16 protein-coding genes are annotated in these 25,462 nt (G+C 49.8%); 3 read left to right on the top strand and 13 right to left on the bottom strand.

Annotation, left to right across the window (positions count from 1 at the left end; all coding sequences use genetic code 11):
• Nucleotides 1-136 precede the first annotated feature (136 nt).
• Genes DXD65_RS09430 through DXD65_RS09420 form a run of 3 tightly spaced genes read right to left on the bottom strand, consistent with a single transcriptional unit; the run spans nucleotide 137 to nucleotide 2,545 of the window.
• A complete protein-coding gene (locus tag DXD65_RS09430; protein WP_034525971.1) occupies nucleotides 137-559 on the bottom strand; it encodes a SufE family protein in 423 nt (140 codons plus the stop codon).
• A 37-nt stretch (nucleotides 560-596) separates the two neighbouring features.
• On the bottom strand, nucleotides 597-1,610 hold the full coding sequence (locus DXD65_RS09425) for a M20 family metallopeptidase (protein ID WP_005830510.1): 1,014 nt from the start codon (nucleotides 1,608-1,610) through the stop codon (nucleotides 597-599).
• Nucleotides 1,607-2,545 carry an LD-carboxypeptidase gene (locus DXD65_RS09420; protein ID WP_005830507.1) on the bottom strand — a complete coding sequence of 313 codons (939 nt, stop codon included), beginning with the start codon at nucleotides 2,543-2,545 and terminating at the stop codon, nucleotides 1,607-1,609. The genes DXD65_RS09425 and DXD65_RS09420 overlap by 4 nt, the downstream gene beginning before the upstream one ends.
• A gap of 257 nt (nucleotides 2,546-2,802) precedes the next feature.
• Between DXD65_RS09420 and DXD65_RS09415 the strand changes: the two genes are divergently transcribed.
• A complete protein-coding gene (locus DXD65_RS09415) occupies nucleotides 2,803-3,723 on the top strand; it encodes a phosphate acyltransferase (protein WP_005830501.1) in 921 nt (306 codons plus the stop codon).
• Nucleotides 3,724-3,767: 44 nt separating this feature from the next.
• Entirely contained in the window at nucleotides 3,768-4,850 is a 1,083-nt protein-coding gene (gene buk / locus DXD65_RS09410; RefSeq protein ID WP_005830498.1) for a butyrate kinase, read from the top strand.
• Between the two features lie 154 nt (nucleotides 4,851-5,004).
• On the opposite strand, the gene DXD65_RS09405 is transcribed toward buk, so the two are convergent.
• From DXD65_RS09405 to DXD65_RS09360, 9 genes are all read right to left on the bottom strand, one after another.
• The gene (locus DXD65_RS09405) at nucleotides 5,005-6,933 is read right to left on the bottom strand and encodes an MGH1-like glycoside hydrolase domain-containing protein (RefSeq protein WP_057281404.1); all 1,929 of its coding nucleotides are present in this window, start codon (nucleotides 6,931-6,933) and stop codon (nucleotides 5,005-5,007) included.
• Nucleotides 6,934-6,953: 20 nt separating this feature from the next.
• Nucleotides 6,954-10,097: a glycoside hydrolase family 2 TIM barrel-domain containing protein gene (locus tag DXD65_RS09400; protein ID WP_005830490.1), complete on the bottom strand. Its 3,144-nt coding sequence runs from the start codon at nucleotides 10,095-10,097 to the stop codon at nucleotides 6,954-6,956.
• A 72-nt stretch (nucleotides 10,098-10,169) separates the two neighbouring features.
• On the bottom strand, nucleotides 10,170-10,772 hold the full coding sequence (locus DXD65_RS09395; RefSeq protein WP_005830487.1) for a lysine exporter LysO family protein: 603 nt from the start codon (nucleotides 10,770-10,772) through the stop codon (nucleotides 10,170-10,172).
• A complete protein-coding gene (locus tag DXD65_RS09390) occupies nucleotides 10,769-11,047 on the bottom strand; it encodes a LysO family transporter (RefSeq protein WP_005834527.1) in 279 nt (92 codons plus the stop codon). The genes DXD65_RS09395 and DXD65_RS09390 overlap by 4 nt, the downstream gene beginning before the upstream one ends.
• A 101-nt stretch (nucleotides 11,048-11,148) precedes the next feature.
• The gene (locus DXD65_RS09385) at nucleotides 11,149-14,385 is read right to left on the bottom strand and encodes a glycoside hydrolase family 2 TIM barrel-domain containing protein (protein ID WP_009037688.1); all 3,237 of its coding nucleotides are present in this window, start codon (nucleotides 14,383-14,385) and stop codon (nucleotides 11,149-11,151) included.
• 69 nt (nucleotides 14,386-14,454) lie between these two features.
• Nucleotides 14,455-16,464 (bottom strand): MGH1-like glycoside hydrolase domain-containing protein, encoded by a 2,010-nt coding sequence (locus DXD65_RS09380; protein ID WP_005834530.1) that lies wholly within the window; start codon nucleotides 16,462-16,464, stop codon nucleotides 14,455-14,457.
• A 126-nt stretch (nucleotides 16,465-16,590) separates the two neighbouring features.
• Entirely contained in the window at nucleotides 16,591-18,126 is a 1,536-nt protein-coding gene (locus tag DXD65_RS09375; RefSeq protein WP_005834532.1) for a RagB/SusD family nutrient uptake outer membrane protein, read from the bottom strand.
• A gap of 28 nt (nucleotides 18,127-18,154) precedes the next feature.
• Nucleotides 18,155-21,232: a SusC/RagA family TonB-linked outer membrane protein gene (locus DXD65_RS09370; RefSeq protein WP_005830477.1), complete on the bottom strand. Its 3,078-nt coding sequence runs from the start codon at nucleotides 21,230-21,232 to the stop codon at nucleotides 18,155-18,157.
• A gap of 912 nt (nucleotides 21,233-22,144) precedes the next feature.
• Nucleotides 22,145-23,767: a tetratricopeptide repeat protein gene (locus tag DXD65_RS09360; protein ID WP_117588748.1), complete on the bottom strand. Its 1,623-nt coding sequence runs from the start codon at nucleotides 23,765-23,767 to the stop codon at nucleotides 22,145-22,147.
• A 97-nt stretch (nucleotides 23,768-23,864) separates the two neighbouring features.
• Here DXD65_RS09360 and DXD65_RS09355 point away from each other — a divergent pair, with 97 nt between their 5' ends.
• On the top strand, nucleotides 23,865-24,473 hold the full coding sequence (locus tag DXD65_RS09355) for a ribonuclease HII (RefSeq protein WP_008662678.1): 609 nt from the start codon (nucleotides 23,865-23,867) through the stop codon (nucleotides 24,471-24,473).
• Between the two features lie 6 nt (nucleotides 24,474-24,479).
• Here DXD65_RS09355 and DXD65_RS09350 read toward each other — a convergent pair whose 3' ends face one another.
• Nucleotides 24,480-25,406 carry a magnesium transporter CorA family protein gene (locus DXD65_RS09350; protein WP_005834540.1) on the bottom strand — a complete coding sequence of 309 codons (927 nt, stop codon included), beginning with the start codon at nucleotides 25,404-25,406 and terminating at the stop codon, nucleotides 24,480-24,482.
• Nucleotides 25,407-25,462 lie beyond the last annotated feature (56 nt).

The raw sequence follows: 25,462 nt of genomic DNA, 5'->3' as shown, positions 1-25,462 counted from the left end.
TAATAGTAACACATTTATTAGTTTGTAAATGTGTCTACCTATATCAGGATAAGACAAACGGCTTTTACATTATAGGGTAAACATCCGGTAAATATAATCTGCTGATTATTAGCTTATATATTGTCGGTCGTAACCTTTAGATGTCTTTCGCTTTGAAGGCCAGCGCATACATTCGCATCTGCTTTACCATAGACAGCAGTCCGTTGCTACGGGTGGGCGACAAGTGTTCCTTCAGTCCTATTTTATCAATGAAATAGAGGTCGGCGTTCAGTATCTCATCCGGTGTGTGCCCGGAGAGTACTTTGATAAGCAGTGAAATGATTCCTTTCACAATCAGTGCGTCGCTTTCGGCCTGGAAAATAATTTTTCCGTCCACTTCGTCTGCCTGCAGCCATACGCGGCTCTGGCAACCTTCAATCAGGTTTTGTTCCGTCTTGTATTTTTCGTCGAGCGGTTCCTGCTCGTTTCCTAAATCAATAAGAAGTTGGTACCGGTCCATCCAATCGTCGAAATCATTGAATTCGGCAATTACTTCATCTTGTACTTCGTTGATACTTATCATGGAATTTACTATTTACGATTTACTATTTGATTGTCTATTTCTCATTGTAGATGACTTCGAGCAAGGTCTGTCCCACTGCGTTGAGAGTGCCCTTGTCGATGATGTCCATGGTGTCGTCTATCGTGTGCCAGAAGTCACCGAAGCCGGTGTCGCAGTTCGGGTCATAGTTGATGATGTCTACGCAGGGAATCTGCCGCAGGTTGTATACATACATATGGTCGTCTGTCACTTCGGTGCCTTTTTCTTTGGGGAAGAAGTTGCCGAAGCCCAGGCGGTGGGCTGTGTTCCATATCTTGTTCACGTACTTACCGGCGGTTCTTTGAGAGAACTGTTCCTTGTAGAAGGTGGCGTTCTTTCCACCCACCATGTCGAGCAGGATGCCGTAGCGGGCATTATAGCCGTCTACATGAGGTACTCGTCCCCAATATTGCGAGCCCAGGCACCAAGTGTCGTTCTTGTATGCACCTTGATAGAAGTAGGGGATGCCATAGTCTTCGGCGTCAAAGAAGATGATGTCGATGCCTATGGCTGGAGCCTGCTGCTGTAGTTGGCGGGCCACTTCGAGCAATACGCCCACACCGCTGGCTCCATCGTTCACACCCAGGATGGGGCTGTGATGCTTCGTCTTGTCGGCATCCTGGTCGGCATAAGGACGGCTGTCCCAATGGGCACAGAGCAGTACACGCCTTTTGCTTTCCGGATTATAGGCGCCGATAACATTGCGCGCTTTCAGGATGGTGTTGTCGTAAGCCACCAGGTCGGCATGCTGGTTGTATACTTTGGCGCCGAATTCTTCCAGCTTCTTGGCAAGGAATTCTCCGCAGGCTTTGTGGGCGGCGGTGTTGGGCACGCGCGGACCAAAATCCGCTTGGGTCTGTATGTATTGGTATGCACTGTCTGCACTGAACTGGGGCACTTGGACAGTCGCTTTGGTCGCATCGCCCTCACTGTCATTATCGGCTGCAGACTTGCTGCTGTTGTTGCTGCATGCCACTATCGCTACAATCAGCAACAGCAGCAACGGGATGAATGTATAATTCCGTTTCATTCTCTTTCTGTATTAAAACTTAGTTTCACTTCTTTCTTTCCAACTTTCAGTGTTACCGCAGCGCCGTTTATCAGCGGTACATTCATGCTGACATGTCCGACGGGAAAATCGAAACATATCGGGTAATCGTATTCCTTCACCAAATCGGCCAATGCGCCATATAGGTCTTTTCCCAGGGACTTGTTCTCCTCGTATTCGGTGAATTGTCCGATGATGAGGCCGGAAAGCTTGTCGAGGACACCTCCCAGTTTGAGATTGTACATCATGCGTTCCACCGCATGCGGGCGTTCTCCCACATCTTCGATGAAGAGGATGGTGCCTTCGGCGGGAATATCGTAAGGAGTACCACGCAGCCCGTAGAACACAGACAAATTGCCGCCGCGCAACACGCCTTTTCCCTCTCCCTTATGATTTAGTTTGTGCCCCGGGCAGACATAACTGAATGCTTCGGTTCCTCCCAATGCCTGCCCGAACAGTATATCCTTCAGTGCTTGTGTGCAGAAGTCGTCTTCCGGTTCTACTGTGAGATGGCGCGCCATGGGGGCGTGCAACGACGCGAAGCCATTCTGCTGGAACAGATTATGGAGGGCGGTGATGTCACTGAATCCGATGAGCCATTTGGGATGCTGCCTGAACTTGGTAAAATCCAGTTTGCCTATCAGATGCACGGCTCCGTAACCGCCCCGACTACAGAATATGACTTTGGCTTCTTCATCGTCCATGGCTTCCTGCAGGTCCTCGAGGCGTTGCCGGATATTTCCTGCATACGTTCCGTTGGAACTCCCCGCGTGCTTTGCGAATACGACTTCCAGCCCCCAGGACTTCAAACGTTTGTAGGCGCCTTTCAGGAAAGATTTGTCAATCTTGCTGGAAGGGGAGAGAACAATGACACGGTCACCTTCCTGCAGATACGGAGGGAAAATAAGACTACCCATATATATTATCAATCTATTTTGGGCAAAAGTACACAATTCACCACAGATATCACAGATTAACACGGATTTTTAACAGAAGAGAGGGAGGTTATATATGATATATAATCAACAGAGTAATTCAAATTCTGTTCAAATCCGTGTCAATCTGTGTAATCTGTGGTGAACATATCAAAATGATATTAAACATATAAAATTTCAACGGGGCAAATGCTGTATTTCTCGACATTTTTTTAGATATTTGCTAAAAATCTAACGTTATGGAACCGATACGGAACTTTGCCCAGTTAACAGCCCACCTGAAAACCTTGAATAAGAGGAAACGTATTGCGGTAGTCTGTGCCAATGACCCTAATACAGAATATGCCATATCCCGTGCCTTGGAGGAGGGGATTGCGGAATTTCTGATGATTGGCGATTCTGCCATATTGGAAAAATATCCCACTTTGAAGAAATATCCTCAATATGTCAGTACCTTGCATATAGAAGATTCCGATGAGGCTGCACGTGAGGCGGTGCGTATCGTACGCGAGGGTGGAGCGGACATCCTGATGAAAGGCATCATCAATACCGACAATTTGCTACGTGCCATTCTGGACAAGGAACATGGTTTGTTGCCTAAAGGAAAGATTCTGACCCATCTGGCCGTGATGCAAATACCTACTTACGATAAACTGCTCTTTTTCTCCGATGCTGCGGTCATTCCCCGCCCGACGCTGCAACAGCGCATTGAAATGATTTGGTATGCCATCCATACTTGCCGCTATTTCGGGATAGAGCAGCCACGTATCGCGCTGATTCATTGCACGGAGAAGGTAAGCGCCAAATTCCCCCATTCATTGGACTATGTGAATATTGTGGAACTGGCGGAAGCCGGAGAGTTCGGCAATGTCATCATCGACGGCCCGCTGGATGTGAAGACCTCTTGTGAGAAGACGAGCGGTAACATCAAAGGCATTGTATCACCGATTGACGGGGAGGCGGATGTGTTGATATTCCCAAACATCGAATCGGGCAATGCTTTTTATAAGGCTGTATCTCTGTTTTCTCATGCCGATATGGCCGGGTTGCTGCAAGGACCCTCATGTCCGGTGGTATTACCGTCGCGTAGCGATTCCGGTTTGTCCAAATATTACAGCATTGCCATGGCTTGCCTGACCAGCGGGGTGAAAGAGCCTTGATTGTAATTAGTAATTTGTAATTCGTAATTTGTAAATCGTAATCAATGAAAATACTGGCAGTAAATCCCGGTTCCACCTCGACAAAAATTGCTGTCTATGAGGATGAAACTCCCCGTCTGGTACTCAACATCCGGCATTCGGTGGAGGAGCTTTCCCAATTTCCCCGCATCATCGACCAGTTCGAATTCCGCAAGCACTTGGTGCTGGAAGCGCTGGAGGCCAATGACATTCCCTTTAAGTTCGATGCCATCGTCGGCCGTGGGGGATTGTTGAAACCCATTCCTGGCGGTGTGTATGCCGTGAACGATGCCATGTTGGACGATATGCTCCACGCCATGCGTACCCACGCCTGCAACTTAGGTTGTCTGATAGCCCACGAACTTGCCGCCATGCTGCCCGGCTGCCCCTCTTTCATAGCCGATCCCGGCGTGGTGGACGAACTGGACGATGTGGCACGCATCACCGGTTCGCCTCTGATGCCCAGCATCACCATCTGGCACGCCTTGAACCAGCGAGCCATCGCCCGGCGCTATGCTGCCGAGCGTAGTGCCCTGCAGCCCGAAGCTCCCGTGCATTACGAAGACCTCAATCTGATTGTCTGTCACTTGGGTGGAGGCGTTTCCGTAGGAGTCCACCGCCACGGCCGTGCGGTGGACGTGCCCAATGCCCTCGACGGTTTCGGTCCTTTTTCGCCCGAACGTGCAGGTACCCTGCCCGCCGGGCAACTGATAGACCTTTGTCACTCGGGGCGTTACACTACCGAAGAACTGAAGAAACGTATTTCCGGCAAGGCGGGACTTGCCGCCCATTTGGGTACTACCGACATTCCCGCCATAGAGAGGCGCATCGCTGAGGGAGACACCCATGCCGCTTTGGTGCTTGATGCCATGATTTACCGCATTGCCAAGGAGATAGGCGGTGCTGCTGTTGTGCTTTATGGCAAGGTGGACGCCATTCTGCTTACGGGAGGTATGGCACATTCCGAGTACATCACTTCGCGGTTGCAGGAGCGCGTGTCTTTCCTTGCTCCCGTCCACGTCTATCCCGGAGAAGACGAATTGGAAGCATTGGTAATGAATGCGCTGGGAGCTTTGCGTGGAGAGCTTCCGGTGCAGGTTTACCGATAATAATCATATCGCTTTTGTTCTTCATGAAAGTGTCATAACTCACCACAGATTACACAGATTCACACAGATAAATATGTCAGATATCAATAAACTAAAAAAATCTGCGTGAATCTGTGTAATCTGTGGTGAGTTATGACATATATGGAATCCCGGTTTACTTACCGTAATCGTCGTACATCATCAACAGATGTGAGGAGCTCCAGCTGAAATGGGGAGCTTTCAGGCGTTCGCCGGTATGGGTTCCGTAGTTCTCGTGGATGGGGGCACCCTCTTTCAGCCCGCTCAGGCGGTCGAAGACTTGCAGCGTATATTCATCTGCCAGCTGGTTGTAGCCGTAGTTGCGCAGTCCACGGATGGCAAAGTAGGTCTGGTCCAGCCAGATGGGGCCACGCCAGTAGCCGCGCGGATTGTATTTGGGATTGTCGGCGGCAATGGTCGGGAAGGGGATATACGTGGAGAACTTTGCCGTATCTTGAAGCATGGGCAGCATGCTGTCCACTTGCGCTTGTGTGGCAATCCGGGTCCACAACGGAGTGTAGGCTTCGCAGCCCGGCTCTTCGATGAATGAACCGTCCTTCAGACGGCGGTCGCAGAAGAAGTTGATGTTCTTGTCAAAGAAATAGTCGGCTACCTGGCTACTGTAGTCCGGTGCGTCGAAAGGTATCTTCAGCAGGCTGGAGAATTTCTTCAGCAGTTTGCATTCCAGTGCCAGATAAGCGTTCAAGTCCACACTCTCCTGATCCATACTCCAGGCATCCTCGTAGCCTTCGTTTTTCAGCATCACGGCGCCGTCAAAACGGATGGCGTTGTCCATACCGCTTTCCCAGGCGGCAGCTTCCAGTGTTCCGTCGGTAGCACCGTATTCGCACATGCCATTGCGGTTGTGGTCGCGTTTTTCGTACCACCATTTATAATAGGAGAGCAGTTGAGGGTACATTTCGGCAACGAAGGCGGTGTCACCCGTATGGGTGAAGATTTCGTCGACAGCCCAGCATACCAAGGGAGGTTTGCTGTCACGGGCATTGTTCTCGGAGGGGTCGGTATAGATACAGTCGATAATCATGCCGTCCGGTTGCTGGTAGTCGAACATGGCGCGGATGTTGTTCTTGGCCAGTTCGGGGTCGAACTTGGCGGTTCCGGCACTGAAGCGCCAACTGTCCCATGCCCAGAAGCCGACGAAATAACCTACGGCATGGCTCGGGATGATGCCTTCGTGAAGCAATCCGCCGCGGTGTGTCCGCCAATTGGAGATGAGCGTGGTGACGGCTTTCACGGCGATGCGGTCGTATTCGGGCTTCATGTCCTTGCGCAGTATCTTGGTGAGGTAACCTTCCCAACGTTCGGCATTGGCTTGCAGGGCGGGGGTGGGATTATTGAGCAAGCCCGGCAGGTTTTGCAGGCCGGCAGTCATCTCTTTTTCGGAAGTGAAGAAAGAGATGGCTACGTTGACGGGGTAGCGCGGAGAGCGGACGAGGGCTGTATAGTTATTGTCAGTCTTGGCCAGCTCTACATTAGGAGTAAAGGTCACGGTTACGGTTTCGCCACTGGGATGACGGGCGATGACGGAGTTCTGTTCTACGCTGACGGTGATGTCTTTGCCCCATTGGCTACCGGAGAACAGCAGGTCTTCAGCCGTGTCGGCTTCGATGCGCAGCAAGGCGGTCGAGGCACTTGTGAAGTTGAGCCGTTGCGTGATGCTCCCGTGGGTGGAATGTGCCGACATATAGAGCTCGCCGGGGTAATAGCAAGTGGAATCCGGAACAAAAATCTCTTGTGTATCTTTGGCAAAGCTTACGACGGCGGCTGACTGTGCCATCCACTGGCGGCGGAACATATCGAGGCTGAAGGGGCCGCAGAAGCCGTTGACCCATTGTTGCCGTTCGGGCAGCGTGAAGCCCATCCACGAGCCGGCGTCGGTGAACCAACCATAGCAGCGGTGCAGGGTGTCGGGAGTGTAGGAGATGTCCAGTATGTCGGCGAAGGCATACCGTTTCTCCGTAGTGCTTTTCATGCCGGGGGTGCAGGCTGCGATGCCTGCGGCCAACAATGTGAAGCAGAGTATGCGTATAAATTTGTATTTCATATGAATGAGGTATTTAACGGTTATTTGTGCGCTTGTTCCGCTGCATCATCCTCCGGTGCGAGAGGGGCGAGCGTGAAGCTGTATTTCCATTCGTGCGGAGTGATGGTGTACTCGGGATGAACTTGTGCTCCCCAGGTATTGTCACCGCCTACGCCCATCTGCTTGTGGTCGATGTTGAGCCATATCATATCTTTCTTCTGGATGCTTCCACCGTGGCGGCGCTCCATCTGTGAGGGACGGTATTCAATGTCCTCCATCGGGAAGTTCCAGGCGCTTACGCTCAACGGTTCCTCGCCCACTACCAGCAGACCTTCACCGGCAGCATTGCGCAGGGCCACCCAGCGTACGTCACAATGATTGGCCGTCTCTTGGGCACGTACATACGGATGGAACTGTTCCCACACCGTGGCGTTGTAGAGGCCTATCAATGCTCCCGTCTTGCGGTCGGCGTACGTCTCTTGCGGACCACGGCCCAACCAGGTCATCATTTCATATTCGGCAGGGAGTATCATGCGCATGCCCAGACGAGGCATCTCGCTCAATGGCTTCTTGCCGGGGGTGAAGTGCATGGTTACCTGAACCTTGCCGTCGGGAGTGATTTTGTAGAGAGTCTGCAAATCAGCATCTTGTTCTTCCATGCGGTAGGTCGCAGTGACAGTAGCCGTTTGTCCGGCTTCTGCAACTTCGATGTTCTGCAGTTTGGCATCGCGTCCGGCGTTTCTCCAGGTGCCGCAGCGTATCAGGTGCCCATTTGGAATATCATTATCGGTCAACGGGCGCCAGAAGTTGGGTTGTAGCCCTTCTTTAATCAGATTCTTTCCGGTGTAGTTCAACTCTGTCATTTCACCGTTTCGGGTAGAGAAAGCTACCTGGAAGTTGTTGCCTTTCACGGTCAGTGTTTCGTTGTTGCGGTCTACGGTCAGCGTTCCTTCCACCGGCTGAACGGTTTTGGCTGACGGTGCAGAAGGCAATTCCCATTGTTCGATGGCAACCTCGTGTCCTTTCGGTACTAATGGCGCTTCGTGCTTGGTAAATGCACGCAGTGTGAGGAAATACTCCTTGCCGTCGGCAGGCAGCGCTTTCAGTGGCAATTCTATGTTGGCAGAGTTTCTGGGAGCAATCTTGGGGAAATCCATCTCACCGTTCTGAACGGTCTTGCCGTCGCATTCCACTGCCCAGCGGAGGGTATATCCTTCCAATCCGATGAAATCGTGCCAGTTGGTGACCTTTATCTTGTTCGGGGTGAAGGCGAGTGGTTCGAAATGGATATATTGCAATACCTTCTTCACTTCGTAGATGTGCGGGTGCGGGGTGCGGTCGGCAGCAACCAGGCCGTTGGCACAGAAGTTGGAGTCGTTGACGACACCTACAAATCCCATGTCGCCGCCAAAAGCCCAGATGTCGCGCTGGTTCTCGTCCTTGATGGCAAACGTCTGGTCCACCCAGTCCCAAATGAAACCGCCTTGCAGCTGGTCGTACTTGTAAATCAAGTCCCAGTAGTCCTGGAAGTTACCTACACTGTTACCCATGGCATGGGCATATTCGCAGAGAATCATGGGGCGGGCATCACGCTGGTTCACGTGTTGGCGCAACCTCCAGATGCGTGCGTACATGGGGCAATAGATGTCGCTCTTGGAGTTGTAGCCACCCCCTTCATATTGTACGGGACGGGTGGGGTCTATCTTCTTGGTATAGTCATACAGAGTTTCGAAGTGCTTGCCGTAGCCCGACTCGTTGCCCATAGACCAAGTCACGATGGCGGAGTAGTTGCGGTCGCGTGCAATCATACGGCTCATCCGCTGCATGAAAGACACCTCCCAGTCGGGATAGTTGGCAAGGGTCTCATCTTTGTGGAACATCATGCCATGGCTCTCGATGTTGGCTTCGTCTACCATATAGAGTCCGAATTCCGTGCAAAGCTCGTACCACGCATAGTTGTTCGGGTAGTGGCAGTTGCGTACACCGTTCAGGTTGAACTGCTTCATCAGCTGGATGTCGTGTATCATGGACCCCACGGTGATGGTACGTCCCTTGTGCGGGTCGTGCTCGTGACGGTTCACCCCCTTGAAGAGGACGGCCTGGCCGTTAATCATCTGCATGCCGTTCATCATTTCCACGGTACGGAAGCCGAAAAGGTGTGTAAAGGATTCCAGAGGTTTCCCTTGTGCGTCAAAGGTGCTGACTACCAGCGTGTAGGTGTTCGGTGTTTCGGCATTCCAGGTGCGTGCATTCGGGAAGACTTGCTGCTGGGTAAACAAGGTGTCCGTGGCAGAGGCTATGGACTTCTTCCGGTCATAGATAACCTTATCCCTGTCCATTACCTTCACTTCCACCGTTTCTCCGGCTTTAGGCCGATGGAGGAATACATCCAGCTTTAGTTCGCCATCCTTGTAGTTGTTTATCAGTTCCGCTGTCATCCGGAAGTCCTTGACGCGGCTCTGGGGGCGGGCGTAGAGATAAACACTCCGTTCGATGCCGCTGTATTTCCAGTAGTCCTGGCCTTCCAAGTAGGAACCGTCGCTATAACGGAATACTTTTACAGCCAGTCTGTTGTTGCCCTTCTTCAGCAGCTTGGTGATGTTGAAGTGCGACGGCAGGCGGCTGTCCTCGGCATAACCCGCCAATTCGCCGTTTACCCATACATAGTAGGCAGACTCCACTCCTTCGAAATCGAGGAAAACGTCCATGCCTTCCCAACCTGCCGGGACGGTGAACTCGCGGATATAAGCACCTACGGGATTGTAGTCGGTAGGCACGTAGGGCGGATTGGGGGGGAACGGATAACGGGTATCTGTATAGATAGGTGCATCGAAGCCTTGCAGTTCCCAGCTTCCCGGAACTTCAATTTTACTCCACTTGCGGGTACTGAATCCGGGCTTGTGAAAGTCTTTGGGGCAGAGGTCATTGTTCTTTGAAAAAAGAAATTTCCAGGTGCCGTCCAGAGTGATACGGCGTTCCGTTGCAGGATTAACGTCGAACCGTACGTCGGCGGGCAAGGCACGTTGTTTCAATGCGTTGGCTTCATTCGTAAACGGGGTGAAGTGGGCGTGCATCGGTTCTCTGTTCATTTCGTTGACTTGCGGGTTCTGCCACGGCTCGTTGTCGGCCAGGGCACCGGTGCAAAGCAGCGAAGAAAGGAGAAAGGTATAAAGTTTGGTTTTCATTATTAATAGGATTTAGTGATATAAAAATGGCTCTTGTCAGAGACCGGTGTCTGTCAAAAGAGGGTAAAAGCCCTATATCGAGCAGAACAATGTCACCAGGAACGGAACGCTGAAATCGACCACAAACCCGTGGAAGATGGAAACTACGACAAACTGCTGTCCGGCTGTCCGTGTGATGATGGGTAGTGTGGTGTCCATCGTCGTGGCTCCTCCGGCAGAGATGGGGGCAAGGTTTCCGAACCATCGTACCAGCAACGGGGCGGCTAGCAGTGTCAGAATCTCCCGGCTGATATTGGCAAGCAGGGCGATGGTGCCCAGCTCGGCTCCCTTGTATTCGGTAATGAAGATGCTGGAGAGCGAGTAATAGCCGAATCCCGAGCCTACGGCCAGACAGTCCGTTATAGAACGGTGTGTCAGAATCAGACTGACGGCTGCCGAACCTGCCAGTGTTCCCAGTATCGTCATGATGGGCAGGAATACCAGTCGCGGATTGAGTGAACGGAAGTTCTTCAGGGTCTGCGGGTCGTTGCCTACGCTCAACCCTACACTGAACATCAGCGCGCAAAGCGCGTAGTAGCTGATATTGGTTTCTGCAATATCAAAAGGCAGCAGATGGCACACACCACAAATCGTACCCAATACAAAAAAGCCCACAATGATAAGACTTCCTTTCATGCCCTGCCTCCTTTCCTTTTATACAAGGCTCTCCAGAGTGCCCAAGCAGCGATAACACTTCCCAAGGTCCCTCCCAGGGTGAGGACAACGGCTTCATATCCGATGGTATGGAGTCCTCTGATAATCTCTTCGTTACTTCCTACCTCAATACCGAGGATAAACAGTAGCAGCCAGATAAGCAGGGTGATGATTGGATGAATCTTCTTTAAGTCCCGTTTCCGTAAGAGGTAGCCCAGCAGCATTCCTGTGAGCATTAGTCCGATGATTGTAAACATTGTCTGTATGGTTTTGTGAATAGATGGAAAGCTGTCTTACCCTCAAAAGCGCCTCCTGTTTAAAGAGGGGAAGGCGCTTCTGAGGTTTGACAATTGCAAAATTACTTCATTTCCAAATATCTTTGGTTCTCTTTCACTCCTTTTTCTTGTGCAGGGCATAAGCGGAATGAGAATTCCATCTTACGGGCAGGAATCAGGTATGGTTGATGCGGGTAGGCTCCCCAACTGGTATCTCCACCCACACCCATCTGCTTGAAGTCTATGTTCCAAGTCACCATATCTTTGGGTTGGATGTCTGAGATATGGCGTTGTGACTTGCGTGTGCCGGGTTCATCCAAATCTTCTGTCGGGAAGAGGTAGGCACTGCCGCTGATTGTGGGTGCACCGATAACCATCAGGCCATTGCCTTTCAAATCGGTGAGGCTCATCCAACGTACATCGGTCTTGTTGCCGTTTTCTTGTGGACGGTCGTAGGCGAAGTACTGTTCGGCCACGCTACCTTTGTACAGACCCACGAAGGAAGAACCGTTGCGGTCGCAATAGTTCTCGTGCGGACCTCGACCTAGCCATGCCATTTGGTCGTATTGCTTGTTCAGGGTGATGCTCACACCCATGCGGGGCATCAAAGGTAAAGTGTCGTTGGCAGGAATGAAAGTACAGTTCACATCGAGGCTGCCTCTCGGTGAGAAGCGGTAGCGGACAATGAATTCCGAACCGGCAACTTCTTCGGGCAGACGGTAGTGTGACACTACTTCATAGCCATCTTTGTCGAGCGCTGTTTTCTCCAATGAGGTGAGTTTGGCGCCACGTCCGGCTTCACGCCACGGGCGCAGGGTCTTGTTCATGTCGTTGCCCATGTCATTGTCCGTCACCGGACGCCAGAAGTTGGGACGCAGTGCTTCCTTAATCATCTCTTCCTTGCCTTCCTTGAACGAGCAGAGTGCTCCGGTGGCTTTGTCGAATCCTACACTGACATTTCCGGCAGTGAGGACAAGTAGGGCTTCGCTGTCGCTTGCCGTCACGTTGCCTGAGGCAGCTTTGGGGGTAACAGCCTTATAGAAGGGAAGCTTCACTTGTTCGGCAGCCAATTGTGTACCGGCCTTCAGCAGACCCTCGTCGCGCTTCTGGCTGGCATAGAAATTCAGGTAATATTCTACTCCTTCGGTGGAATGTATGGTGGGGAACTGTGTCCGGAATACGCCTGTCTGTTGGGCGGGCAAATCTACATTATCTATGCGTCCTTGTGCCAATACTTCGCCGTTGCCTTCCAAACGCCAAGTGAAGTCAAAGTCATTCAGGTTGGTGAAGAAGAACTTGTTTCTAAGCTCTACCAATCCTTCGTGATAATCGAGCAATCTGAAAGCCATATTCTGGTACACCCGTTTCACTTCATGTATGTGGGGCTTCAATGTGCGGTCTGCGGCAATCAGGCCGTTCATGCAGAAGTTGGCCGAGCTTGGAGTGCCTTCGGGGGCAAGGTCGCCGCCGTAGGCCCAGTAGAACTTACCGTCGTCGGTCTTGTTGTAAAGACCCTGGTCCACCCAGTCCCAGATGTGACCGCCTTGTAGAGAAGGGTACTTCTCGATGATGTCCCAGTAGTCTTGCAGATTGCCCACACTATTACCCATAGCATGAGCGTATTCGCAGAGGATGAGGGGCATGGTGGGCAGATAGAGAGCATGGTTTATCAACACGTCTATCTTCTTGTACATGGGGCAGAAGATGTCGGTGAAAGGACGGTTTTTGCCAGAGTCCTCGGAGTGTACGGGGCGTTGGGAACGGTCGTGGGCATGAATCCAAGCATAGGTGGCTTGGAAGTTACAGCCTGAGCCGGTTTCGTTGCCCAATGACCAAATAATGACGCAGGGGTGGTTCTTGTCGCGTTCAAACATACGTTCTGTACGGTCGATGAAAGCCTTCTGCCATTCGGGTTGGTTGGCGAGGCATTGGTCGGGTTTGTAGCCCATGCCGTGGCTTTCGATGTTGGCCTCGTCCACTACATACATGCCGTAGATGTCGCACAGTTCATACCAGCGCGGGTCGTTGGGGTAGTGGGAGGTGCGCACGCTGTTGATGTTGTTTTGTTTCATCAGTTCCAGGTCGCGTATCATGGAGGCTTCGTCCACTACATGGCCGTGGTAAGGGTCGTGTTCGTGGCGGTTTACGCCCTTGATGTAGACGGGTTGCCCGTTGACGAGTAACTGTGCATGTTTGATTTCCGATTTGCGGAATCCGATGTTGCGGCAGATGTACTGTGTCTGGCCGTTGGCACGCAGTGTAATCATCATCTGGTATAGGTTGGGCTTTTCAGCACTCCACAGTAGGGGCGTTTCGATGTGTTTCAGGAAGTGCAGCTTGTTGTCTTTGGCGCGTTGGCGTTCAGTGTAGATGACTTTTCCCTCTTTGTCCGTCAGGCTCACTTCCACTTCGGCACCTTTTACCTTGGGCGTTTGAGTACGTTGGGAGTTTTGGGCATTGTCCAGTTCCACATAGAGGTGGAAGTCGGCGTCCTTATACTCGTTGTCGAGGTCGGTCACTACTTCAAAGTCGCGCACGTGGATGTTGGGACGGGCATAAAGGTACACATCACGTTGTATACCGGCAAAGCGCCAGTAATCCTGATCCTCTAAGTAGTAGCCGTCGCTGAACTTGAATACCTGCACGGCAATCTCGTTCTGTCCGGTTACTGCATAGGGGGTGATATCGAACTCACTGGGGGTCTTGGAATCTTGCGAGTAACCCACCTTTTCACCGTTGACCCACACATAGAAAGCTGAGGCCACGCCTCCGAAGTGGAGGACGATTTGCTTGCCTTTCCAGTTGGCAGGGACGTTGAATGTGCGTTTGTAGGAACCTACGGGACTGTTTTCCACGGCAATGAGTGGCGGGTTGCGCTTGATGCCGTAGCCGGCACCTACATAGAAAGGATGGCCATAGCCTTCCATTTCCCAGTTGGCAGGCACTTTGATGTTGCCCCATCCGCTTACATCGTGGCCTTTTTCAAAGAAGTCCATCGGGCGCTGGTCCGAACGGGGAACAAACTGAAACTTCCAGGTACCGTTCAACGACTGAAAATATTCCGATTGACTCTTGTCGTTCTTCACTGCTTTCTCTTTGGTGGTGTAGGCCATGAAGGTGGCGGCAGAAGGCAGACGGTTGATGTGCAACACATCAAAGTTTTCCCAATCGTTGTCCGAGTGAGGATATTTGTCGGTTCTTACGGCGGTTTCCGCTTTCTTGGTGTCGCCCGTCTTGTTCATGGGTGTACCGTCGTACTGTGCAAATGCGCATAACGGTAGCATCAGTGCGAGGGTGCAGATTGAATGTATCTTATTCATATTCGTATGCTTTTAATGATGTATAATCGTTTGTCTTTTCAGACTTTTGAGAGTTGTTTTGCGTGAGAGTTACTCATCGAGCAGCATCTTGATGATACATGCCGAACTCCAGCCGAAGTTAGGCGAATTGAGCGCTTCGCCGGTCAGCGGGTTGTAGTTCTCGTGGATAGGGCCGTCGGTGGTGAGTCCTTGGGCGTTGTTGATGAACTTCTCAGTCAGTATGTCGGCTTCCCGGTCGAAACCATAGTTGCGCAGGCCGGTGATACCGAAGTACACTTGGTCTACCCAGACCGGGCCGCGCCAGTAGCCGCGCACGGGACGCAGGCGAGGATGGCTGATGTCCAAGGTACCCAATGGAAGGGTGGAGTTGAACTTCTGCGGGTCCATCATCTTCTGCATCACCTGTTTGGCCTGTTCGGGAGTGGCGATGCCTGCCCAGAGTGGCAGCCAGCATTCGGCACCCATCACTTTGATGTGCTCGCCGGTATCGATACGGGTGTCGTAGAAGAATCCGGTTTCCTTGTCCCACATCTTTGTCTGTACGAACTCCTTGATGACTTTGGCTTCGGCATTAAGCTGTGCCGCCAGTTCGGGCTTGTTCAGGAGGGTTGCCATTTCGGCGAGGATGGTCTTGTCTACGTAGAGGAACGAGTTCAGGCAGATGTTCTCCTGGTTCATGGACCATGCCTTCTCGCTGTTTTTCTGCATCACGGCATCGTCAAAGCGTACGCCGTTGTCCATGCCGCTTTCCCAACAGGCAGCAATGAGAGTGCCGTCGGTGGAACCGTATTCGCAGATGCCGTTGTGATTGTGGTCGCGCTCGGCATACCACCACTGATGGAACTTATAGAGCTTGTCGAACATTGTTTCGAGGAATTTCTTGTCGCCGGTAGCTTTATACACGTTCATGGCTCCCCAGGCGGCTACGGGCGGTTTGGCATCGCGCCAGTTATTGTATTTCTTGTTGTAGCTGATGAAGTCGGGTACCATGCCGTTGTCGGCTTGATAGTCGAAGAGGGTAATCATTTCGCTTTTGGCTATCTCCTCGTTGAAATGTACGTTGCCCGAAGCAATCTTCCAGGAGTCCCACGACCAGATGCCGTTGATGAATCCGTTGTACGACGGGTTGCTGCCGCCATGCAGGATGTCACCGGCAGGGGTGCGGTAGTTGCTGTTCAGGGTCATCATTGCTTTTACGAGTACCTTGCGGTATTTGTTGTCCTTGAGGTACTTGCTGTTTCCGCTCAGCAACGAAGCGATTTGTGCGTTCCATTGCTGTTCGTTTAGTTCAAAGCAATTGTCTATATTCAGCGTTGCTATGGCAGCCAGTTCTTTGGCTGTGTCTTCACCGCGCAGCGTCAGGGTTTGAGTCATCTCCGACTGATAAGTCTTGCCGGGTTCCAGGGTCATTTCACTTTTTTCTGTGACGTGCAGGCTATCGCTCCCCACAGCCTGAATCTTGTCTGCTGTGAGGAATCGGATTACCGTGTTCGTGGAATCTTTGGGGCGGATGAAAGAGAGACCTTTATCTATGCTGCTTACGACAGAGGTAGGCTCGTATACGCCTCCGTTCCAGTCGAAGCTGACCTTTACCGGTTTTTGGCTCATATTCTTCACGATTGAACGTATGGCTACGGAACGTGAGGTGAGGTAGCACAATTCGGTAGTGAAGTTTAAGTTCTCATCGTTGTATTCCTGTATCAGTTTGCCGGGGAGGTATCGGGTGGTCTGTACATTGTACACCATCCTATACTGTTCGCCGTTCACCCACAGCGTAGGTTCGGCGAGTCCGGCAGCTATCCATCCGCGTCCGGTCATGACCATAGGTCCCATGAAAGCACCGGCATGGCGACGGTTTTCGTTGTCGGGCAGTGAGTATGCCATCCAAGCACCTTTGTCGGCAAAGACGTAGGCATCCCAGTCTACGGCTCCGGCGGGAGTGTTCTTTATGTTGATAAGATTACAGAAGTCCGCTTGCTTGGATAAAAGCGGTTCTGAAGAAGTGGGAGCTTTGACGCACGAGGCCAGTATGCAGGCAACGATGCCAGTCAAAGCGATGTTTTTATTTGGATGTCTCATGGTAAATTAAGTATATGATGAAATGAAGTCTTGAAACAGAGAGTTCTATTAAAAGCAATCTCTATCGGATGGGATCCCGTTTCCGGCATTTCGCTTCCGATAGAGACTGAGTTGTAGGGTTATCGGTTATTTTGTGTAACCTTCGTTTTGCACCCAATCAGGATTCATCAGGAATTCTTTGTGAGGGATAGCGAGTCTGATATGCTTGGTCGATATGAAATTGCTTGCGAAAGGCTTTTCATGACTCTTAAGTGCGTCTTCCACAATGCCCCAACGGATGAGATCATACCAGCGTGAGCCTTCGAGGGCCAGTTCGCAAGGACGTTCCACATCCTGCAGGTGCTTCAGCACTTGTTCTTTACTTAGGGTGTCGGACAGTGGCGTTACGTGTACACGGTCACGTACTTTGTTGATGTATTTGATGGCTTCTTTAGAGTTTCCTTCATCGTTCAGACACTCGGCATAGAGCAACAGGATGTCCGCATAGCGGATGAGGGGGATGTTGAAACCGGAATAATCCCAGTAATCACCCAATGACTTGTCGTAAGTCACATATTTGCGCCAGTAGATATTGTCTTCTTGGTGGTAATCACTGAATCCTTTGCCGTCTTCGTAATAGAACGGACGGGATTTGGGATCGTCGAAAATGATAGTCTCATACAATCGGTCGCTGTATTCCCCATCTTCGGTGAGGTCTTTCTTCAGTGTATTGAATAACCATTTGGACGGATATGCTTCCTCGTATGCGCCACAGCCACTGTCGGGACCCAAGTGCAAGGTAAAGAGATTGTATTCGTAGTGCCCGCCTTCCAGACTTCCGGTGAACTGTACTTCAAGGATGGATTCCTTATTGTTCTCGTGTAGTCCGTTGAAGTTGTCGCCATAGTTCTCCATCAGTTCATATCTGTGACTGTCAATGACTTTCCAGAATTCTGTTTTGGCTTTGGCCTTTTCGCCGATGAACATATAGTATTTGCCTAAGAGTGCTGCGGCAGTATATTTAGTGACGCGTCCGGCCATGTTTGTATTCCATTTTTCGGGAAGGTTGGCTTGACATTCACTCAGTTCTGTCTCGATGAAAGTCTTCAGTCTGCCGGCTTCTACCTGAGGAGGATAGAATTCCTCTTCGGTACCTTCGAGTTCGTGCTCGAACATTGGTAGTCTTTCACCGAAGTTGATGAAGAGACGGTAGTAGTAGAAGGCTCTCAGAAAACGTGCCTCGGCAATACTGGTCGCTTTGGTCTGCTTGATGCCTTCGTCATCGTTGTCGGGCACATTGGGAATGTTGTCCAGACACTGGTTGCAATAGTTGATACTGGTATAGAGGTTGGTCCATTCATCGTTGGGCACGTAGTTGGTCGATTCGTTGTTGTACATGGCCAGTTCCATCCAGGCGGTCACGTCGGGGCGGTAGTCCAGCTCGTCGCTGCGGTAGTTGTCTATCACAATGTAGCGTTCGAAAGGTTGCGCCCATTCGATGGTAGGCTGTAGTCCAGCGTAGGCTGCGGTAAGTCCTTTGAGGATGTCGGATTCGCTCTTCCAGAAGTTTTCGGGGTCCAGTGAGTTGGGGTTTCTGTCTTCATCCAGGAAATTTCCGGTACATGAAGAGAGTGCCAGGCCTCCTAAGACTGAGGCGCACAATAATATATTCTTTAATTTCATAATCATCTTTTTTAAAGTTTTGGTTCAATTAAAATCCGAATTTAATACCGGCCATGAAAGTGCGGCATAGAGGTGATGAAGCATAGTCGTAACCCATGCGGTCAATACCACCGTTGGTAGAGGGGTCATAGCCACTGTAACCGGTGATGGTAAAGATGCGTGTACCACCTACATAGAAACGGAGGTTGCTGATGCCCAACTTACCACAAACTGTAGCAGGCAGGTTGTAGCCCAGTTGCAAGTTGTTCAGGCGGAAGAAGTCGCCTCGTTCGATGAAACGGTCGGAAGTGCGAGCATTCTTGTTCGGGTCGCCGTATACGGCACGTGGAATGTTGGTGTTGGGGTTCTCCGGAGTCCATGCTTTCAGTGCGTTTCTGCCATAGTTGAACTTGGTATCCATACGTTCCAATTGATATTTGGTATAGTTGTAACGGTCTACACCGAGGTCACCGTAGAAGTTGGCTACCAAATCGAAGTTTTTGTAATTCAGTGTTACGTTGAAGCCGATAGAGGCCTTGGGGCAACCGTTGCCCAGAAGCTTCTTGTCATCGCTGTCCAGCATGCCGTCACCGTTTTGGTCTACGAAGCGGAGGTCACCGGGTTCTGCGTTGGGCTGCATGGGAATCCAGTTGCCTTTGCTGTCCTTGCGTCCGTGTGATTCTTTCCAAAGTTTGGCTTCTGCTTCATTTTGGATGATGCCTGCGGTTTCGTAAGCCCAGAATTCACCGAAGTAACCACCCACGTAGGTACGTGAAGCACCATATTCGTACATATAGTTGGGGTCTGCCATTGATTTCAGTTTACTCTTGAAGTGGCTCAGGTTGAAGTCAAGGTCATACTTGAAGTCCTTACCTGCATTACCGTGGTAAATCAGTTGCATTTCCATACCGGTGGTGCGCAGTTCACCGTCGTTCACCGTCAGTGCACCGTAACCGGTAGACAGACTGATGTTCTTTTCGGAAAGCATGTCCTTGGTGTCCTTGATGTAACCTTCAATCGAGAATTCCAGTTTGTTGTTCCATAGGCTCATGTCCACACCGATGTTTTTGTAGAAGGTAGTTTCCCACTTGATGTTCCTTGAGGGGAGGCTACGTACTGCATATCCCTGGTTTACGACTTTGCCGTCGAAGGGGTAGTTGATGTTGTCGGCGTTGGAGTCCAATTTGGGAATGTAGAGATAGAGAGGTACCGATTGGTTACCGAGGGCGCCGTAGCTCATACGCAATTTGAAGGAGCTGACTGTTTCTTTCATATCTTCCCAGAAAGGTTCGTTGGCAATGTTCCAGCCTACTGATACAGAGGGGAAGAACCCCCACTGGTTACCGTCGGCAAAACGTGAAGAACCGTCATAGCGGAACGAGGCCATTAACATGTAGCGCATTTTCCAACTATAGTTCACACGGCCAAATACGGAACGCAAGCCGCTACGGGTCTTTTCACCTTGCACACCATAGTCTTTGCGTGCCTGGCCCAGAATGCCCATGTCGTTGTTCTCGAATTCGGAACCCGATGCACCCAATAGGTCGTAAGTGCTTTCTTCTTGTGAAGCTCCCAGCAGGAAGGCGAAGTCGTGACTGTCTTTGATGGTGAAGTTGTAGTTGGCAGTCAGTTCCAGCAGGTCGTTGACGCTTCTGGTGCGGGTCTGTGATAGTGAGGCGCTTTCGTTCCACTTCATGGCACCCAGTTCGTAAGTAGGTTTGAATACGCGGGTTTCGCGGAAAAGGAGGCTACGGCTTGCTTGTGCCTTGATTACCAGTCCCTTGATGGGCTCATATTGCAGATAGCCCGATCCTTTGATGTAATCTGTGGCGCGGGTGTTCTCAATCAGGTTATTATAACCTACCATGTTGGCAGCATCGCTCATGTTCATGCCGGGGATGGCACCACCGTATCCGCCGTCACAATTCTCGTCATACAGACGTGCGATAGGTTCCATGTTGGTCACTTGGTATATGCCGGGAAAACCTGAGTTGGCTTCCATTTCCGATTCCCAACGGCTGTAGTTTACTGATTCGCCCACTTTGAACTTGCCGCGTTTCATGTCTGAGTTTAAGCGGAAGCCATATTTCTCGTCACCCGTGCCGGTCACGATGGCTTCGTTTTTTGAATAGAATACGGACAAAGCTACGTTGGCATTCTCACTGCCACTAGTGTACCCCACATTGTATTTCTGTGTGAAGCCGTTGCGGTAGTATTCGTCCTGCCAATCGGTGTCGCCAAACTGTGTGGGGTCTTGCTCATAAGCCGCAATGTAAGCAGGCCAGTTTTTGGGGTTTTGACCGGCGTTTGTACGGGCCATCTTTGCCATGTGGATAAATTCTTCGGCATTGCAGACGTCAAGTTTCTTGGCTATCTGATCCACTCCCCAATAAGCTGAGAACGTGATTTTGGGTTTGGATTTGGTACCACGGTAAGTCTCAATCAGGATAACGCCTGCGGCGGCGCGTGCTCCGTAAATAGCGGCGGTGGCAGCGTCTTTCAATACAGACATTGACTTGATGTCTTCGGGGTTCAGAAAACTCATATCACCCGGAACGCCATCGATAATTACCAACGGAGAGTTGTCTGTTCCATAAGTGGTTACACCGCGCACCTGCAGGCTGGGAGTGGAGCCGGCGGCACCGCTACCAAAGTTAACTATCAAACCGGGAGCCATACCCTGCAGGGCAGTTTCGGCATTAGCGGTAGGTATGTTGTTTAGTTTATCGCCCGATACGGAACTTACCGAACCGGAAACATCCGATTTCTTTTGTGTGCCATAACCGATAACGACTACTTCGTCCAGTAGTTCGGTGTCTTCTTTCAGCACCACTTTCAATTCCTTGCGACCATTGAGGGCGATTTCTTGTGGAGCATAGCCCACGTAAGAGATAATAATAGTGGCTTTTGGGGAAACGCTGAGGGTAAAGTTACCGTCGATGTCAGTGATTACTCCATTTGTTGTTCCTTTCTCTAATACACTGGCTCCGATGACAGATTCACCGGAAACATCGGTTACGGTACCGTTCAGCTGAATGTTCTGTGCCAATGCGCCCATAGGCAGCATAAAAGCAAAGAAGAGAAGTAGCTGAATGACTCTTTCTTTGTAGTAGTTACTTTTACTCATTTGAATAAGTTTTTAAGGTTAATACTATTGGTTTTTCACAATGCTAAATTAAGCTTCATAAACAGGAATTGCTAATGAATGTTATCTACAAGCAGACTACAAGAGAGGGATATTCTTTGTTTTATTATCTACAAATAGTTTTGTAAATATCTGATAAATAGGGGTAAAATGAGATATTCTATATCTACAAAACTATATCCACATAAACTTTTCCCGATTTACATTAATTATTGAGTTGCGCAAGTAACAAGTAAACGGTGATTAGATGAAGAAGGAAACCAACTCTTTTAGAAATATCAAGCAACTCAAGTTTCGCAAGTCCTTTATAATTATTGATAAACAGTAGTATCTCAACTCTCCTCCCCGGAGGAGAGTTGAGATACTACTGTTTATCAATGATGTCCCTTGCAGATGTTTTATCTGCAAGCCATCTGTAAAAGAGGAAGTCGAGTATAAGACGGATGACATTCATATCTTATCTCTTGCAAAATACGGATAACTTATTAGTTCATAGTGATGAACACTTTGTTTCTGCAGTACAAAACACTTTGTTCATGTAGTATAAAACGTTTTGTTTGCACAACATAAAACAAGGTGTTTAATTGGGGGAAACAAAAAGAAAGCTGTCTTTTCCTGATTTAACTAGACGCTTTTTTCTTTATAAACGTCATCCGTAGACGGTTCTTTCATTTGCATACTGATACAGTAGTCCCTTCTTCCGGACTTGCGAGCCTATGCTTACTTGTTCGATGCCTTGTTTCTACTGAGACAAAGTGAGAGCAAACTTTACCCTCACCTTTTTGAAATTGCCCTTACTCACCTCTGAAAGTCCGATGAATAAAGACTTTTAGGTAAGCAGTGAGGGCGGTGAGGGTAGAAATGCAAAATAAATATTTTCAGCCTTGAACTGGGTTATATGTTCTGTAGATAGTCGGTCAAGTCTTCTTCGGAAGAAAGGTTGAGGGATTTGCGCAGGCGGTAACGGTTCATGTTGATGGTTTTAGGGGTAGTACCGGTCAACATGGATATTTCTTTGGTAGACAAATTTACCCTTAGCAGGGTGGCAAGATATTTCTCGCCTTGTGTCAGTTTGGGATGAATCGCTACTAGTCTTTGGAGGAATTCATTGCTTTTATCATCGATGTTTGTCAATAGGGCACTGTTGGTTTTGTCTCCGCTTTGGCTCTGGCTGATGAATGCGTTGATTTTCTTCAGGTGGGGCGTGATGGCTTGCGCGTCCATCTTATATCCTTCTTTCACCATTCCGCGTATTTTGTCCAGCAGTTCATTGCGGCTTTTCAGGAATACGGCGAAGCTGGTTGCCTCCTGCCGACTGGTAGCCAGTTCATTGTGTACATTTTGAAGTTCCAGCTCTTGCTGATGCATCTTCAGTTCGGCCACTTCTTTTTCGGACAGTTGCAATTGGTAGCGTGCTTCTATCAGTTGCAAATCTTTTCGGCGTTTATACCATTTATATAGAAAGATGCTGAAAGCTATTCCCAGAATAAGTACGCTGCCCAAAAGCCACAAATTGCGTTTCAGTAGCTCTATCTTGTAGGTTTGTTCCTGCATTTCAGTAGCATATTTTTGGTCTTGGTATCTTTTATAGGAAATTTCCTGCTCGATGTTGCGTAGCTTGTTGCTACTTTGCAGTTCCTTGCCCAGGTGGTACCTCTTGTCCAGATACTTATAAGCTTGGGCATAGTCACCTATAGCTGCATATACCATGGACGAATATTCGTAATTGTCGCAAATCAGTTCGCGGGCTCCGATGTTGTGGGCATACTCGTAGGCTTTATGCAAGGCTTCCAAGGCTTTGGAGTATTGCTTGTCATAGTAATACTGTTTCCCCATGTTGTTGTAGTTTTCGCCAAGAGACCATTGGGCGTCCAGATTCTTGTTGATGGTGATGGCTTCCTGGATGAAAGAAAGTTTCTCTTCCGTATTTCCTCGGTACAGACAGAGGTTGTTCAAGTTGGTTGCAATCTCTTTCAGGTTTCGTTGGGCACGGTTGATGGCCAGCGCACGCTGGAAGAAACGCTCGGCAACGGTAAATTCACTCATGAAGTGGTGCATTACTCCACGTTCGTTATAGCATCCGGCCACAGAGGTGGAATCGCCGATGGATTTGAAGATGGAGGTTGCTTTGTCGTTCAGTTCAATGGCTTTGTTGTAATCGCCTAGTTTGCTGTATACACGCCCCATCAAGGAGCAGAGTTGTGCCATTTGTTTTTTGTTGGTGGGATGGATATATTTTTGGGTGTCATAAAGATTCTTGATACTTAGGTCGAAGTTCCCCAACAATTGTTCGGCTTGACAGTAGAGAATCATAGCTTGTGCGCGGACCTCACTGGGCTCATCTTCGGGAAACAAGGCAGAAGCCTGAGCTGCATAGTAGGAAGCTTGTTTGGGGTTGTTGTACAGGTATTTCTGTGCTTGGTCAATCAATTTCTGTGCTTGCTGCATGTCTTGAGCTTGCAGTGGGGCAGCTGCTGACAGAAGACATACGAGTAGTAGACATAGGTTTTTCTTCATGGCATCGTCTTGTTTCTGCAAATTTAATTAATTCTTCTTAGAAGTCCGGTTTCCCTCCAAAAAGATTTATCTTTGTGCCTCAAAGATAGCGATATATATGTTATTACCTTATTTGAATAAAGATTTGATAGAGGCAGGATGCGATGAGGCCGGTCGCGGCTGTCTGGCCGGTGCGGTCTATGCCGCTGCTGTTATTCTGCCAACGGACTTTAAGAATGAACTTTTGAACGACTCCAAGCAGCTGACGGAAAAACAACGCTATACCTTGCGTGAAGTGATTGAAAAAGAGGCTCTGGCATGGGCGGTGGGCGTCGTCTCTCCCGAAGAAATTGACAAAATCAATATTCTCAATGCCTCCTTTCTTGCCATGCACCGTGCTGTTGACCAACTGAATGTCCGTCCGCAACATCTGCTGATAGACGGCAACCGCTTTAAAAAATATCGGGACTTGCCGCATACTACCGTAGTGAAAGGAGACGGGAAGTACCTTTCCATCGCTGCCGCCTCCATTTTGGCAAAGACCTATCGTGATGACTACATGAACCGCCTTCACGAGGAATATCCGTATTATGACTGGAATCGTAACAAGGGGTATCCCACCAAGAAACATCGTGCCGCCATTGCTGAGCGGGGTACTACACCCTATCATCGCTTGACGTTTAATCTCTTGGGGGATGGGCAGTTGTCGCTGAACTTCGGACAATGATGCTGTTTAGAACCACTTAATCCTTCTGAACCATACGAATGTCACTGCTGATAATATTGCCGACAAAAGTATGATGAAAATAAACGCGTGCGGAAAACTCTCCAGGTGGATGTCCACATTCATGCCGTAGAAACTGGCTATCAACGTGGGAATCATCAGTGTAATGCTGAGGCTTGTCATACGTTTCATGATGGCATTCACATTGTTGGAGATGATGGAGGCGAAGGCGTCCATGGTTCCCGTCAGGATATCACTGTAGATGTTTACGGTATTGTATGCCTGCTTCAACTCGATGACCACGTCTTCCAATAATTCCAAATCCAGATAGTTGGTGTCCTGGAAGATGTTTTTCAGCCGTCCTATCATCACTTCATTGCCACGGATGGAAGTGTTGAAGTAGACCAGCGTCTTTTGCAGCTTCATCAGTTGCAGGAGGTCTTCGTTGCGGATGCTTTTCTCCAGCTCTTTTTCGGCGGTGGCCACATCGTTGTTTATCTGTTTCAGATACTTCAGGAACCAGACGGCGGAAGAGTAGATGATTCGCAGAATCAAATCCAGTTTATTGTTGACGACTATGTTCTTCCGGCGGGTGTGCTGAATGAAGTCCGGTATCAGCTCCGTGTGGTGATAGCAGACAGAAACGATGATTCCGTCATTGGTGATAATGCCGATGGGCACAGTGATGAACGGCACGCCGCGTTGGTTGCTCTGCATCGGGATGCGGAGGATGGTCAGCAGCCAGTTGTCTTCTGTTTCCGTACGTGGGCGCTCGTCCACGTCGGCTATGTCTTCCAGGAATGATTCGGGAACTTTCAGCTCTTCGGTTAGGAATTTGAAATCATCGTTGTCCGGGCATTCTACGTTGACCCAGCAGTTGGGTTGCCATTCGGCCTTTTCAGTGAAGCCATTTTCACTGTAGAGATACTTTCTCATTGTTTGCCTCCTTTCTAGTTGGAACAGAGGCATTGCAGTCAACGTCTCCGTTCGTT

Origin of the sequence: Bacteroides sp. 4_1_36, from assembly GCF_003466325.1 — a bacterium.
GTDB classification, from domain to species: Bacteria; Bacteroidota; Bacteroidia; order Bacteroidales; family Bacteroidaceae; genus Bacteroides; species Bacteroides uniformis.
The sequence above is the reverse complement of the archived record's forward strand: the minus strand, read 5'-3'. Positions and strand labels throughout refer to the sequence as shown.

Bases quoted from the DNA above. Each gene is read 5' to 3' on its own strand.
- DXD65_RS09385 (WP_009037688.1), bottom strand. From the start codon at position 14,385: ATGAATAAGATACATTCAATCTGCACCCTCGCACTGATGCTACCGTTA.
- DXD65_RS09400 (WP_005830490.1), bottom strand. From the start codon at position 10,097: ATGAAAACCAAACTTTATACCTTTCTCCTTTCTTCGCTGCTTTGCACC.
- DXD65_RS09370 (WP_005830477.1), bottom strand. From the start codon at position 21,232: ATGAGTAAAAGTAACTACTACAAAGAAAGAGTCATTCAGCTACTTCTC.
- DXD65_RS09405 (WP_057281404.1), bottom strand. From the start codon at position 6,933: ATGAAATACAAATTTATACGCATACTCTGCTTCACATTGTTGGCCGCA.
- DXD65_RS09380 (WP_005834530.1), bottom strand. From the start codon at position 16,464: ATGAGACATCCAAATAAAAACATCGCTTTGACTGGCATCGTTGCCTGC.
- DXD65_RS09425 (WP_005830510.1), bottom strand. From the start codon at position 1,610: ATGAAACGGAATTATACATTCATCCCGTTGCTGCTGTTGCTGATTGTA.
- DXD65_RS09415 (WP_005830501.1), top strand. From the start codon at position 2,803: ATGGAACCGATACGGAACTTTGCCCAGTTAACAGCCCACCTGAAAACC.
- DXD65_RS09355 (WP_008662678.1), top strand. From the start codon at position 23,865: ATGTTATTACCTTATTTGAATAAAGATTTGATAGAGGCAGGATGCGAT.
- buk (WP_005830498.1), top strand. From the start codon at position 3,768: ATGAAAATACTGGCAGTAAATCCCGGTTCCACCTCGACAAAAATTGCT.
- DXD65_RS09375 (WP_005834532.1), bottom strand. From the start codon at position 18,126: ATGAAATTAAAGAATATATTATTGTGCGCCTCAGTCTTAGGAGGCCTG.
- DXD65_RS09395 (WP_005830487.1), bottom strand. From the start codon at position 10,772: ATGAAAGGAAGTCTTATCATTGTGGGCTTTTTTGTATTGGGTACGATT.
- DXD65_RS09360 (WP_117588748.1), bottom strand. From the start codon at position 23,767: ATGAAGAAAAACCTATGTCTACTACTCGTATGTCTTCTGTCAGCAGCT.
- DXD65_RS09390 (WP_005834527.1), bottom strand. From the start codon at position 11,047: ATGTTTACAATCATCGGACTAATGCTCACAGGAATGCTGCTGGGCTAC.
- DXD65_RS09420 (WP_005830507.1), bottom strand. From the start codon at position 2,545: ATGGGTAGTCTTATTTTCCCTCCGTATCTGCAGGAAGGTGACCGTGTC.
- DXD65_RS09350 (WP_005834540.1), bottom strand. From the start codon at position 25,406: ATGAGAAAGTATCTCTACAGTGAAAATGGCTTCACTGAAAAGGCCGAA.